The sequence below is a fragment of the Pseudarthrobacter sp. BIM B-2242 genome, assembly GCF_014764445.1.
Classification (GTDB): domain Bacteria; phylum Actinomycetota; class Actinomycetes; order Actinomycetales; family Micrococcaceae; genus Arthrobacter; species Arthrobacter luteus_A.
This window is the reverse complement of sequence record NZ_CP061721.1, coordinates 3,426,160-3,439,323: the sequence shown is the minus strand read 5'-3', so window position 1 is coordinate 3,439,323 and position 13,164 is coordinate 3,426,160. Positions and strand designations below refer to the sequence as shown.

Annotated in this window: 11 protein-coding genes; 7 read left to right on the top strand and 4 right to left on the bottom strand. The window is 65.6% G+C overall.

The annotated features are described in order from the left end of the window. Positions 1 to 52 precede the first annotated feature (52 nt). From topA to proC, 4 genes are all read left to right on the top strand, one after another. Entirely contained in the window at positions 53 to 2,782 is a 2,730-nt protein-coding gene (gene topA, locus IDT60_RS15865; protein WP_191079774.1) for a type I DNA topoisomerase, read from the top strand. 53 nt (positions 2,783 to 2,835) lie between these two features. Beyond that, entirely contained in the window at positions 2,836 to 3,288 is a 453-nt protein-coding gene (locus tag IDT60_RS15860; protein ID WP_191079773.1) for an SseB family protein, read from the top strand. A gap of 51 nt (positions 3,289 to 3,339) precedes the next feature. Further along, positions 3,340 to 4,317 carry a Ppx/GppA phosphatase family protein gene (locus IDT60_RS15855; RefSeq protein ID WP_164205189.1) on the top strand — a complete coding sequence of 326 codons (978 nt, stop codon included), beginning with the start codon at positions 3,340 to 3,342 and terminating at the stop codon, positions 4,315 to 4,317. Between the two features lie 253 nt (positions 4,318 to 4,570). Further along, on the top strand, positions 4,571 to 5,404 hold the full coding sequence (gene proC / locus IDT60_RS15850) for a pyrroline-5-carboxylate reductase (RefSeq protein ID WP_191079772.1): 834 nt from the start codon (positions 4,571 to 4,573) through the stop codon (positions 5,402 to 5,404). Between the two features lie 21 nt (positions 5,405 to 5,425). Here the strand turns inward: proC and IDT60_RS15845 are convergent, their stop codons facing one another. Both IDT60_RS15845 and IDT60_RS15840 read right to left on the bottom strand, forming a co-directional pair. Next, a complete protein-coding gene (locus IDT60_RS15845) occupies positions 5,426 to 6,064 on the bottom strand; it encodes a TrkA family potassium uptake protein (RefSeq protein WP_191081982.1) in 639 nt (212 codons plus the stop codon). Positions 6,065 to 6,104: 40 nt separating this feature from the next. Further along, positions 6,105 to 7,538 (bottom strand): TrkH family potassium uptake protein, encoded by a 1,434-nt coding sequence (locus tag IDT60_RS15840; protein WP_164205194.1) that lies wholly within the window; start codon positions 7,536 to 7,538, stop codon positions 6,105 to 6,107. A 104-nt stretch (positions 7,539 to 7,642) separates the two neighbouring features. On the opposite strand from IDT60_RS15840, the gene IDT60_RS15835 reads away from it, so the two are divergent. After that, positions 7,643 to 8,854 (top strand): acetoin utilization protein AcuC, encoded by a 1,212-nt coding sequence (locus tag IDT60_RS15835; protein ID WP_191079771.1) that lies wholly within the window; start codon positions 7,643 to 7,645, stop codon positions 8,852 to 8,854. 68 nt (positions 8,855 to 8,922) lie between these two features. After that, positions 8,923 to 9,468 carry a helix-turn-helix transcriptional regulator gene (locus IDT60_RS15830; RefSeq protein ID WP_164205196.1) on the top strand — a complete coding sequence of 182 codons (546 nt, stop codon included), beginning with the start codon at positions 8,923 to 8,925 and terminating at the stop codon, positions 9,466 to 9,468. An 83-nt stretch (positions 9,469 to 9,551) separates the two neighbouring features. On the opposite strand, the gene IDT60_RS15825 is transcribed toward IDT60_RS15830, so the two are convergent. Beyond that, positions 9,552 to 10,889: an alpha-hydroxy acid oxidase gene (locus IDT60_RS15825; protein WP_305072122.1), complete on the bottom strand. Its 1,338-nt coding sequence runs from the start codon at positions 10,887 to 10,889 to the stop codon at positions 9,552 to 9,554. 72 nt (positions 10,890 to 10,961) lie between these two features. On the opposite strand from IDT60_RS15825, the gene IDT60_RS15820 reads away from it, so the two are divergent. Continuing rightward, positions 10,962 to 11,702, top strand: a complete 741-nt coding sequence (locus tag IDT60_RS15820) for a FadR/GntR family transcriptional regulator (protein WP_223883752.1) — start codon at positions 10,962 to 10,964, stop codon at positions 11,700 to 11,702. Between the two features lie 57 nt (positions 11,703 to 11,759). Here IDT60_RS15820 and IDT60_RS15815 read toward each other — a convergent pair whose 3' ends face one another. Next, positions 11,760 to 12,833, bottom strand: coding sequence for a LacI family DNA-binding transcriptional regulator (locus IDT60_RS15815; RefSeq protein WP_191079770.1), 1,074 nt, complete (start codon positions 12,831 to 12,833; stop codon positions 11,760 to 11,762). Positions 12,834 to 13,164: the final 331 nt, after the last annotated feature.

Below are 13,164 nucleotides of genomic sequence, written 5' to 3'. Positions count from 1 at the left end.
CTAGGCGAGTATGGGCTCATCTGCCCGAGCAACCTTTTTCTGTAGGAGCACCGTGCCAAGCAAGGCCAAAACCGGCAAGAAACTCGTGATTGTGGAGTCTCCCGCCAAGAGCAAGACCATCGCCAAATACCTCGGCGAAGGCTTCATCGTTGAGGCCTCCATTGGTCACATCCGCGACCTGCCGCAGCCGTCCGAGCTTCCCGCGGAACTGAAGAAGACCTCGGTGGGCAAGTTCGCCGTCGACATCGAAAACGACTTCAAACCGTACTACGTGGTGTCAGCGGACAAGCGGAAAAAGGTCACCGAGCTGAAGGCGGCGCTCAAGGATGCCGACGCCCTCTATCTCGCAACCGATGGGGACCGCGAGGGCGAGGCCATCGCGTGGCACCTGCTGGAAGTGCTCAAGCCCAAGGTCCCGGTCTACAGGATGACCTTCGGCGAAATCACCAAGGAAGCCATCCACCGCGCCATGGACAACCTGCGCGACGTTGATACTGCCCTGGTGGACGCGCAGGAAACCCGCCGAATCCTGGACCGCCTCTACGGCTACGAGATCTCCCCGGTACTTTGGCGCAAGGTGGCCCGCGGCCTGTCCGCCGGCCGCGTGCAGTCCGTGGTCACACGTATGGTGGTGGACCGCGAACGCGAACGCATGGCCTTCAAGGCTGCCTCCTACTGGGACCTGACGGGCCAGTTCGGCGCCGGCGCCTCCTCCTTCAAAGCCAAGCTGGCGGCCGTTGACGGTGCCAAGGTGGCCAGTGGCCGCGACTTTAACGACGACGGCGTGCTCACCGCGCGCAATGCCGTCCACCTCAACGAGGAACTTGCTACGTCGCTGGCGGCAGGGCTCCAGGAGGCGGACTTCCGCGTCCGCTCCGTCGACACCAAGCCGTACACCCGCCGCCCAGCCGCGCCGTTCACCACCTCGACGCTGCAGCAGGAGGCCGGCCGTAAGCTGCGCTTCTCCTCCAAAAGCACCATGCAGATTGCCCAGCGCCTGTATGAAAACGGCTACATCACCTATATGCGTACCGACTCCTCCGCGCTGAGCGACGAAGCCGTCACGGCCGCCCGCCGCCAGGCTTCGGAGCTGTACGGCCCGGAGTACATCCCGGCATCGCCGCGGGTTTACTCCAGCAAGGCCGCGAACGCGCAGGAAGCCCACGAGGCCATCCGTCCCGCCGGTGACTCCTTCCGCACCCCGGCCCAGGTGGCCAAGCTGCTGTCGGGTGACGAATTCCGGCTGTACGAGCTGATCTGGAAGCGCACCGTGGCATCCCAGATGGGTGACGCCAAGGGGTCGACGGCGACCATCCGCCTGGGTGCCGTTGCTACCGATGGCCGCGACGCTGAGTTCTCTGCCTCCGGCACCGTCATCACCTTCCCGGGCTTCCTGGCCGCCTATGAAGAAGGCAAGGACGAAAGCCGCGGTGACGACGACTCCGACGAGGCCCGCAGGCTCCCGAACGTCGCGAAGGACGATGCCCTGACGGCGTCGGACATTGTTGCTGTTGGCCACGAGACCTCCCCGCCGCCGCGCTTCACCGAAGCATCACTGACCGCAGAGCTGGAGAAGAAGGGCATCGGGCGTCCGTCCACCTATGCCTCCACCATCTCCACCATCCAGGACCGCGGCTACGTCCGGAAACAGGGATCCGCACTCGTGCCCAGCTGGATCGCCTTCTCCGTGATCCGCCTGCTGGAACAGCACTTCTCGGATTACGTGGACTACGAGTTCACTGCAGACATGGAAGGCGACCTGGACAAGATCGCCAACGGGCAGGCTGTGGGGTCCGCCTGGCTGCGTCACTTCTATTTCGGTGAGGACACCGAGCCCGGCCTGCTGAGCATCGTTAACAACCTCGGCGAGATCGACGCCCGGGAAATCAACTCCATTCCCATCACGGATGAAATCACGCTTCGGGTGGGCAAGTTCGGCCCGTACCTGGAAAGCTCCGCTGCCGTGGTTGATCCGAAGACCGGCGAAATCGTGGAGAACTCGCGCGCCAACGTGCCCGAGGAGCTGGCTCCGGATGAGTTGACCCCTGCCAAGGCAGTGGAACTCATGGAGACGGCCGCACCCGAGGAACGCGTCCTGGGTGCCGATCCGCACACCGGCCACACCGTGGTTGCGAAAAACGGCCGCTACGGCGCCTACGTCACCGAAGTCATCCCGGAGATGACCGAGGAGCAGATCGCCAACCAGCCCGTGGAGTATTACAAGAACGGCAAGCCGAAGCCGCCGAAGAAGCCTGTCAAGGCCAAGCCGCGCACCGGTTCGCTGTTCAAGTCCATGACGGTTGAATCGGTCACCCTGGACGAAGCACTCCAGCTGATGAGCCTGCCCCGTGCGCTCGGCGAGGACGCCGAAGGCAACCTCATCACCGTACAGAACGGCCGCTTTGGCCCGTACCTGAAGAAGGGTACGGACTCGCGCTCGATCGGCACCGAAGAGGAAATCTTCACCATCACGCTCGAGCAGGCGCTGGAGATCTACTCCCAGCCCAAGCAGCGTGGAGCCCGTGCAGCGGTTCCGCCGCTGGCCGAGTTCGGCCCGGACCCGGTGTCCGAGAAGAACATCGTGGTGAAGGAAGGCCGCTTCGGCCCGTACATCACCGACGGCGTCACCAACATCACCGTGCCGCGCGCCACCTCCCTGGAGGAACTGACGCGCGAACAGGCCATCGAACTCCTTGCCGAGAAGCGGGCCAAGGGGCCGGTCAAGCGCACCACAACAGCCCGCAAGGCTCCGGCGAAGAAGAAGGCCCCGGCCAAGAAGTAGTGTGGGGAGCGGCTCTATTTGCGGTGCCGGGCTCAACGTGGTCGAGTAGATACATGACTGAACAGCCCGGCACAGCCGACCCCACGCCGCTGAACGACCTCGAAGAGAAGCTCGCCCAGGGCGGACAGCCTGAGGGCAGCCCGGTGGACGTCATCCTGTCGTTCCTCAACAGCGAGGTGTACGTCATCAGCACCGACGGGATCGAAGGCGAAGATTCCCAGGTGGAGCCCCTGGTCCTGGCCAACGCCGAGGGCGAGCCGGTCCTGGCCGTGTTCTCGCACCCCACCCGCGTTGATGAGCACTACCTCGAGGCGGCCCCGAACGTCCTGGGAACGCAGGGAGCCGCGATTATTGCCAACCTCGGCGAGGACCTGGGCATGGTGATCAACCCCGGAGCCGCGTACGGTTTCGAGATCAACCCTGAGGGCGTGGCCAACATCAAACGCGATTTCAAGCGCGCCGATGAGCTTCCCGACGGCGCACCCGAAGACTCTTCCGCCAACTGACACTTTTGGACCGGTTGTGAGTGCAGGCCCGGGCCGGGGAATAATGGCAGGATGCGGCTAGGCGTCCTCGATATCGGGTCCAACACTGTCCACCTCCTCCTGGTGGATGCCCACCCTGGCGCGCGCCCGGTTCCCTTCGCCTCTCATAAGCGGCCGCTGTCCCTGGTCCAGTACCTGGACGCGGACGGCAACATCAACGATGCCGGTCAGCATGAGCTGACCGAATTCGTCCTGGAAGCCTGGGAATTCGCTGCCCGGCACAAGGCCGATGACCTGCTGGCCTTCTGTACATCGGCCATCCGCGAAGCTACCAACGGCCCCGCCGTGCTGGCACGCGTCAAATACGAGACCACGGTGACCCTGCAGGAACTGACGGGCAGCGAGGAGGCGTCCATGACCTTCTTCGCCGTCCGCCGCTGGTACGGCTGGGGGGCCGGACCCGTCCTGAACCTGGACATCGGTGGCGGCTCCTTCGAAATGGCTTTCGGCCAGGACGAGCTGCCGGAAGTGGCCACGTCGGTTCCGCTTGGCGCCAGCCGCCTGACCAGGGACTGGCTGGCCGAGGATCCGCCGTCGGCCAAAAGCGTCAAGGAGTTGCGCCGCTATATCCGGGCCACGCTCGCCCCTGCGGTGAAACAGTTCGAGGGCCTTGGCCGGGCGAACGTGGTGGCGGGAACGTCCAAGACCTTCCGTTCGCTTGCCCGGATCGCCGGCGCAGCCCCCAGCGCGGCCGGGCCGTACGTGAAGCGCGAGCTAAACGCCACCGACCTGGGCGTGTGGGCGCAGCGGATCTCCGCCATGAAAGTCGAGGACCGGCTCTTTTTGCCGGGTGTATCCGATGCCCGCGCGCACCAGCTGCTCGCAGGGGCACTGGTGGCCGAAGCTGCGCTGGAACTGTTCAAGTTCAAGAAGATGCGAATCTGCCCCTGGGCGCTGCGCGAGGGCCTGATCCTGCGCCGCCTGGACCAGCTTGTCTTTGCCGGTCCGCTCGATCCCGCACCCCACGTCGGCGTGCCAGCTACCCGTTAACGCGCAAGCGCCGGCGTCCACAGCAGGAAAATGGGGGGAAACCTGCTGCAAACTACCGGCGCCTCGGGCAAACATCCCCATGCTTGCCGCATCACTCGCACCCTCAATGAGGTAGTAACTACGTTAGTCGGGCAACTTGTGAACAAGCTGCAGCGAACATGGGAGTCCGCTGGGAGTCCAAATAAGGGAGTTCCCGCTTCACAGGATTAATTCCATTTCTGCAGCCGTCCACCCAAACTGCAATGATGGGTCCATGAGCAACCGAATCGCCTTCCTGGGCTGTGGATCCATGAACGAAGCCATCCTTTCCGGCCTGCTTAAGGCCGGAACCGACCCCGCCGACGTCGTGGCCACCGTCAGGCGGGCCGAACGCGCTGCGGAACTGGCCGAGCGCCATCACGGTATTACGGCCATCGCGGGTGAAGAGGAGCCGGACAACAACAAGCAGGCGGCCAAGGGCTCCGGGGTGGTGATTCTGGGTGTCAAACCTGTGGGCATCGCGGACCTGGCGCGGGAGATCAGCGGTTCCCTCTCGCCGAAAACCATCGTGGTCAGCGTCGCCGTGGGTGTTTCGCTTGCCCAGCTTGAAGCTGCCCTGCCGTCCGGGCAGCCGGTCATCCGGACAATGCCCAACACGCCTTCGAAACTGGGCCGCGGCGTCGTGTCCGTCTCCCCGGGGACCAACTGCACGCCGGAGCAGCTCGAGCAGGCCAAGGCCGTCTTCAAAGGCGCGGGCACAGTGGTTCAGGTTCCCGAGGAGCAGGTGGATGCATTGTCAGCCATCAGCGGCTCGGGCCCGGCGTATGTGTTCTACCTCGCCGAGGCCATGGCAGCCGCGGGCGTCGAACTAGGCCTGGATAAGGATCTGGCGCTGCTCCTGGCGAGGGAGACAGTAGCCGGAGCCGGGTTTATGCTCGCCGAGCCGGGCGCCGATCCGTCAGCGCTCCGCAAAGGTGTGACCAGCCCCAAAGGCACCACCGAGCGCGCCCTCGCCACCTTCGACGAGCGGGGCCTGCCGGCCATCATCGCCGCCGGCACCCGTGCCGCCGCAAACCGGGCAGCGGAGATCACCAAACAGCTCGGCTGAGTGGAGCCTCGACCGCAAGGGTTAAGGCCTGGCGGCGAACCGTTCCAGCAGATCCACATGGCCGGACACGATCAGCATGTCACGGGCCGACACCTTGGTTTCCGGCCGGGCATAAGTGAAGTCCTCGCCGGGGGACTTCACGCCGACAATCGTCACGCCGTACTTGGAACGCACCTTGGATTCGTCCAGGGTGAAGCCCACCGTCTCGCGCGGCGGGTACATCTTCACGATGGCGAAGTCGTCGTCGAACTCGATGAAGTCCAGCATGCGGCCGGAGACGAGGTGCGCGGCGCGGACGCCGGCGTCGGCCTCAGGGTAGATCACGTGGTTGGCGCCGATCCGGGTCAGGATCTTGCCGTGCGAGGGCGTGATGGCCTTGACCCAGAGGTGCTCGATGCCCAGGTCCACAAGGTTCACGGTGATCAGCACCGAGGACTCGATGGACGTGCCTACGCCGCAGACGGCGGAGCTGAATTCCTGAGCGCCGAGCTGGCGCAGCGCGTCGATGTTCGTGGCGTCCGCCTCCACGACGTGTGTGAGGAGCGGCGCCCACTTCTGCACCAGGGTCCGGTCGCGCTCGATCGCCAGCACTTCCCGGCCCTGCTTCACGAGCTGCTCGGCCGTGGACGAACCGAAACGGCCCAATCCGATCACCAGCACCGGTGCGTTGTGGGCGGGGCGGTTTGGGGTGCCTGAGGAATTAGCCAATGATGGGCCTCTCTTCCGGGTAGTGGTACAGCTGGCTGCGCTGGCGCAGGGCGAGGCCGGCGGCAAGGGTTACCGTGCCCACGCGGCCCGCGAACATCAGGGCAGTAAGGACGTAAACGCCCGACGGCGGCAGCTCGGCACTGAGGTTGGTGCTCAGCCCCACCGTGGCGAAGGCGGAAATGGTTTCGAAGAGCACCCGGTCCAGCGATGCGCCGCTGATCTGCAGGAGCAGGAACGCCGAGACGGAGACGAGCGTTGCCCCGGCCACGATCACCGAGATGGCCACCCGCATGGCACCCTGGGGGATGGTCCGGCCGTAGACCTTGACGTCCGCGTCGCCGCGGGCCTCAGCAACGATGGCAAGGAACATCACCGCAATGGTGGTGACCTTGATACCGCCCGCTGTGGACGCCGAGCCGCCGCCCGCGAACATCAGCGCGTCCGTCAGCAGCATGGTGGTGGACTCCATGTGGTTCTGGTCCACGAGGTTGAAGCCGCCGGACCTGGTCATGACGGAGGCAAACAGCGAATGGGTGATTTTGTCGCCGAGGTCCATGTGGCCGATGGTCCGGATGTTGTCCCACTCCATGAGCCCCCAGAGGAAGGTGCCTGCGAAGAGGAGGATAAAGGACACCTGGATGGTCAGCTTGGTGTGCAGGTTCCATTTCTTCCAGTTGAGGCCGTTCTGCTGCAGGACCATGACCACGGGGAAGCCCAGGCTGCCCAGGAAGACGCCCAGCATCAGCGGGACCAGGATCCACAGATCTGTCTCGTAGGGCACGATTCCGTCTGAATGGGGGGTGAAGCCGGCGTTGTTGAAGGACGAGATTGCGTAGAAGATGCCGTGCCACACAGACTGCCAGAACGGCTCGCCCAGCGTCATGAAGCGGGGGATCAGTGCCAGGGCCAGCACACCTTCGATCACCACGGAGGTGGTGATGACGATCCGCAGGAGTGTACCCACCTCGCCCAGGCGGCCGGCGTTGTTCATGGCTTCCTGTGCAATGAGCTTGCCGCGGACGCCAAGCCTCTTGCTCACCATCAGGGCTAGCAGGGAGGCGAGCGTCAGGGTTCCCAAGCCGCCCACGAAGATGCCAATAAGGATGACGAGTTGGCCGAAGAATGACCAGTGCACCGCCGTCGAAACCACCGTCAGGCCGGTGACACACACAGCCGATACCGCGGTAAACATTGCCTGGTGCAGCGGGGTGGCCGTACCGGTCGCGGATGAGACGGGCAGCGACAGGATGAATGTGAACACCAGGCAGACCGCTGCGAACACCGTCAGGGCCAGCCGGGCGGGCGAGGTGTTGGCAATGTCGTCAACGAAGTCGCGCAGCCGCGCGAACATCCACAGGCCTTCGCGTTCCGGTGCGGCAGGGTGCCAGGGGGCCGGGTTTCGGGGCCTCGACTGGCGATCCGTCATAGGTGGCTTTTCCTTGGTAGAAACTGTTTCCTTCAGTAGTAAACCACTAATGCATGCGTAATGGCCGGGCCGGGCCGGCGGCGACCTCCGGTAGCCTGTCAGTGATGACATTCCTGCCAGGCCTCAGTCAGCCCGCGCCACCAACGATGGTGGTGTGGAATTCCGCCATGACCGCCTACGATTTTGGGCCGGTCCATCCCATGGCCCCGGCCCGCCTGGACCTGACGGCGCGACTGGCCCGGAGCCTGGGACTGTTCGACCTGGAGCACGTTTCCGTTGCCGCCCCTGAGGTCGCTTCAGACGCCGAACTGGAGACCGTCCATTCGCCCGGGTTTGTGGCCGCGGTCCGCCGCGTGAGTGCGGATCCGCTGTCGCCTGATGAAGCCCGGGGCCTGGGCACGGACGATGATCCCGCCTTCGCCGGCATGCACGAGGCTGCCGCGAGGTTGTCGGGCGGATCGCTGATGGCCGCGTCCGCCATCCTTGACGGCTCGGCCCTCCACGCCGTCAACTTCGGCGGCGGCCTGCACCACGCCGCCCGGGAGCGCGCCAGCGGCTTCTGCATCTACAACGACTCCGCGCTGGCAATCCAGAGGCTGCTCGACGGCGGCATCCGCCGGGTGGTGTATATCGACGTCGACGCGCACCACGGGGACGGAACGGAAAGCATCTTCTGGGATGACCCCCGCGTGCTCACCATCTCGCTGCATGAAAGCGGACTCACACTGTTCCCGGGGACCGGCTTCGCCAACGAGACCGGCGGTCCGCAGGCGGAGGGAAGCGCCGCCAATGTGGCGCTTCCCTCGGGCACGGGCGACGCCGGCTGGCTGCGTGCCTTCCACGCCGTGGTGCCGCAACTGGTGGGTGCGTTCCAGCCCGAAGTCATTGTCAGCCAGCACGGCTGCGACTCGCACCGCCGCGACCCTCTGGCCCACCTGAACATCAGCGTGGACGGCCAGCGTGAGGCCGCAACCGCCGTCGGGAATCTTGCCGCGCGGCACTGCGAGGGCCGCTGGATTGCCACGGGCGGTGGCGGGTATAGCGTCACCGACGTCGTTCCGCGGTCCTGGAGCCATCTGATAGCCATAGCCGCCGGACGTCCCGTGCCGTTGCGGACTGAGGTGCCAGAGGATTGGCGCGCCTATGTGCTGGCGAAGTTTGGCCGCGATGCCCCGGACATGATGGGGGATGACGTGGAGCTTTGGTGGCGGTCCTGGGAGGTCGGGTTCGACCCCAACGACGCCGTTGACCGGTCCGTCATGGCCACACGTAAAGCCGTATTCCCCTTCCACGGCCTGGATCCCTGGTTCGACTAATTCCCCTGCACGTTCGGCGGGCGAAATAGTTGATGCCCTGCGGCGTATATGTCGCTAGGGTGGGAGGCATGGTGACAGACGACGTATTTGCCGTCATTGCGGAAGCAACCCGGCGCGACATCCTGGTATCCCTTCGCGCAGGGGACAAGGCAGTGGGGGAATTGGTGGAGGAACTTTCCGCCAGCCAGCCCACAATTTCCAAGCACCTGAAAGTCCTGCGCGAGGCGCAGCTGGTCAGCATGCGCGCACAGGGCCAGAAGCGTTATTACGCGCTCAACCCCAAGCCGCTGGAAGGCGTCATCAGCTGGCTGGAAACGTTCGACGTCGGCCGGACAGCCAGCGCTGCAGCGTCACCTGAGGCTCCTGCCGCGGAAGCGGGGAGTGAACCCGCCGCGGCACCTCACCTGCCGGATGACGCAGCCGTGGCAGCCGTTCTGGCACGCGAAGACGCAGAGCTGAGCCCCGCCGTCGTAATCCCCGGCGGTACCACCACCCCGCTCAGCGACGACACCGTGCCGCAGCAGATCGGCCGGACCGTGGGCCGCGCCGCCACCAAGGCGGCGGACCTGCTGGCCAACCTCCCGAACCTCCCCAAGTTCGGCCGCAAGAAATAACCACTTAACCCAAAGTAGGTAGCAGCACATGTCGTTCTGGGGCCCCAAAACGACATGTGCTGCTACCTAGTTGAGCGGGCGCCTTACTTGTTGAGCAGGCGGACGTGGTCCGGGGTGAGCTCGGAGATTGAGCTGACGCCGAGCAGGGCCATGGTGCGGGCCATGTCCTTTTCCAGGATCTGGATGGCACGGTCCACGCCCGCCCGGCCACCGGCCATCAGGCCGTAGAGGTACGCCCGGCCGATCAAGGTGAAGTCGGCACCGAGGGCCAGCGCGGCCACGATGTCCGCGCCGCTCATGATGCCGGTGTCCAGGATGATGGCGGCCTCGGAGTTGTCCGCCTTCAGGGCAGCGGAAACCTCCGGCAGCAGATGGAACGGGATGGGTGCGCGGTCCAGCTGGCGGCCGCCGTGGTTGGAGAGCACGATGCCGTCGGCGCCGTGGTCCACCACCTTCCGGGCATCCTCCACGGTCTGGATGCCCTTGACCACCAGGTTGCCCTTCCAGGTTTCGCGCAGCCAGTCCAGGTCCTCGAAGGTCAGCGTGGGGTCGAACATGGAGTTGATGAGGTCAGCCACGGTGCCGGTGTAGCGGGAGAGCGAGGCGAAGGTCAGCGGCTCGTGCGTGAGGAAGTTGAACCACCAGGCCGGGCGGTAGGACGCGTCCAGCACGGTTTTGACGGTCAGTGCCGGCGGGATGGTCATGCCGTTGCGGACGTCGCGGAGGCGGGCGCCTGCGACGGCGGTGTCCACCGTGACCATCAGGGTGTCGTTTCCGGCCTTGGCGGCGCGCTCGATCAGTTCGAGGGACCGCTCGCGGTCCGTCCACAGGTAGAGCTGGAACCAGTTGCGGCCGTTCGGGGCGGCGGCGGCCACGTCCTCGATGGAGGCGGTGCCCATAGTGGAAAGGGTATAGGGGATGCCGGCGGCTTCGGCAGCCTGCGAGCCGGCATATTCGCCCTCGGACTGCATCATCCGGGTGAAGCCGGTGGGGGCGATGCCCACGGGCAGCCGGGAGGGCTTGCCCAGGATGTCGGTGGTCAGGTCGATCTCCGAGACGTTCCGCAGGATACCGGGCCGGAATTCGATGTCCAGGAACGCCTGGCGCGCGCGGCGCAGGGTGATTTCTTCCTCGGCCGCACCATCGGTGTAGTCGAACGGGGCCTGCGGGGTGCGGCGCTTGGCCATATCGCGCAGTTCCCAGATGGTGCTTGCGCGCTTGAGTTTCGCGGTGCGGCTGAACTCGGGCTTTTTGAACTGCATGAGCGGGGCGAGGTCCGAGTACTTGGGGACCCGGCGCTTGAGTGCCGCAGGCACAACCGACGACGGCGTGGCGCGCGGGACGGTGTCGGTGGCTGGAATGTCCGTTGCATCCGGAGCCGGGGTGGTCTCGGGATTGTTCGGCTGGATGGTGTGGGTCATGGCTTCCTCCATTGGCGGGCCGGACGTGCCGGACCCTGCGGGTTGCGCTGTGGTCTAACCACACTGTAAGCCATGTGGTCCGACCACATCAACTACTATGGCGATATGCGTACGCACCAACTTGTCCTGACGTGGATCGAAAAGCAGCTCTCCGACGGGGAACTGAGCGTGGGCGGACGGCTGCCTGCCGAGCGGACCCTTGCTGAGAAGCTGGGCGTCTCGCGGACCTCGGTGCGGGAGGCCATCCGGATCCTGGAGGCCATGGGTGTGGTCCGGGCCGGGGTCGGTTCCGGTCCGGAAGCCGGCACCGTGGTCATTTCGGATCCGACGGCGGCGCTCGGCTCGGCGCTGCGGCTCCACGTTGCCACGCAGCACCTGCCCGTCGCGGACATTGTAGAGACGCGCGTCTTGCTGGAATCCTGGGCAGCCGCCCGGGCCAGGGCTGACGCACCCCAGCTGGAACAGGCGGCGACGCTCCTGGACGAAATGGACGCCGTCGGACACGGCAGCCGGGAGGCGGATGCCTTCCTCGCGCTGGATGTCCGGTTTCATCTTTGTCTGGCCGACGCTGCCGGCAACGCCGTGGTCAGTGCCATGATGGGGTCCCTGCGCGAGTCCATCCAAGGCTATGCCGCCACGCTGACGGCCAACCTCCCGGAGTGGGACGCCACGGCGCAGCGCCTCCAGGCTGAGCACCGCGGCATTCTGGCCGCCATCCGGAACGGCGACGGCGGCCTCGCGGCCAAGCTCGTCGCTGACCACATCGAGGGCTACTACCGGGAAGCCGGGGTCAGGCACGCGCCGAAGTCTTGACCCGGCGTCGGGACGCCAGTCGGCAGCCGCGTTGGCGGAACACGCTCCGGCAGAGTGTCATCTCGCGGGAGCGGGATCCTTGGCTGGTTTCGTGGGGCCGGGGGTTCCCTGGGCAGCGTTCACCGGTGCAGGGCCGCTGCTGGCCCGGATTTCGAGGCGCGGCTGGTAGCGGCTGCCGGGAATCTCGAGGCCTTCCTGACGGATCAGCGATCGCATCTGGTACCAGGCCTGGGCGCCGAGATCGGCGATGGGAACCGCGGCGGTCGTCAGGGTGGGTGTGGTGTAGCGGGCGAAGGGGATGTCGTCGAAGCCGGTGACGGAGATGTCGGCGGGAACGTTGACTCCGCGTTCGTGCAGGCCGCTCATGAGGCCCATGGCCACGAGGTCGTTGAACGCCAGGATGCCGGTGGCGCCGCTGGCCAGGACGGCGTCCACGGCGTCATGGCCGGTGTCGAAGTCCGAGCCGCCGTCGAGCATGGTGACGCTTACGTGCGGGTGGCTGGCCTTGAAGGCTGCCAGCCCTTCGAGCCGGAGCCCGTTGGAGGCGCTGCCTGCCGGGCCGGCGAGGAATGCGAGGCGTGTGTGGCCGAGCCCCACCAGGTGCTCCGCGAGGGCCTGGACGCCCTGCCCGTAGTCCACCACGAGGCTGGGAATTCCTGGCGCGGCCGTGGTGCGGTTGATCAGGACCAGCGGGTGCAGGGACGGTGAGATTTCCTCGAGCTCGGCGTCGCTCATGCGCGGGGCGCACAGCACCAGGCCGTCGCAGCGCCGGCGCGCCTCGCCGGCCAGGATGGCTTCCTCGCTGGAGACTTCGAAGGAATCGGCAATAAGGACCCGGTAGCCGTCCTGCGCCGCGGCCCGGCTCAGGCCTCGCAGGATTGCCTGGAACGTGGGGTTGGCCAGGTCCGGCACCACTATGCCGATGGTGTCCGTCTTGCCCAGTGCGAGGCTGCGTCCCACGGGGTTGGGCTGGTATTTGAGTTCGACGGCGGCCGCCCGGACGCGCGCCGCGATGTCCGGGTCCACCGTGAAGTTGCCGTTCATGACGCGCGAAACCGTGGCATGCGAAACCCCGGCCTTGAGGGCGACATCCGCAATGCCGATCCTGCCTGTTGCCGATCTCCTGACCATGTCCTGCCTTTCGTGTCGCGGTGTATATTCAGCCCCGGCGGGCGCTCGCCTGTGAGTCCCGGCCCTGAGCCGTGTTCCAAAGTCACTGTTGTGAGAAGCATATATCGCGCTCAGAAACCGATTTCCACCCGAAGCTGCGTTTCCGGGTGATGCTCAGGACGTGTTTCCGGCGCCGATCGTAGAAAACGCTTTCTCCTAGAAAGAATAAGGGTTGACGGGACTGCGCGTCTATTGATAGAAATCATGTAGCGAACCGAGAAAACGCTTTCTCACCGAACTCTACAGCGACTGCAGAACACGCAGTCCCCAGAGCCACGAACGGCCATGCCCG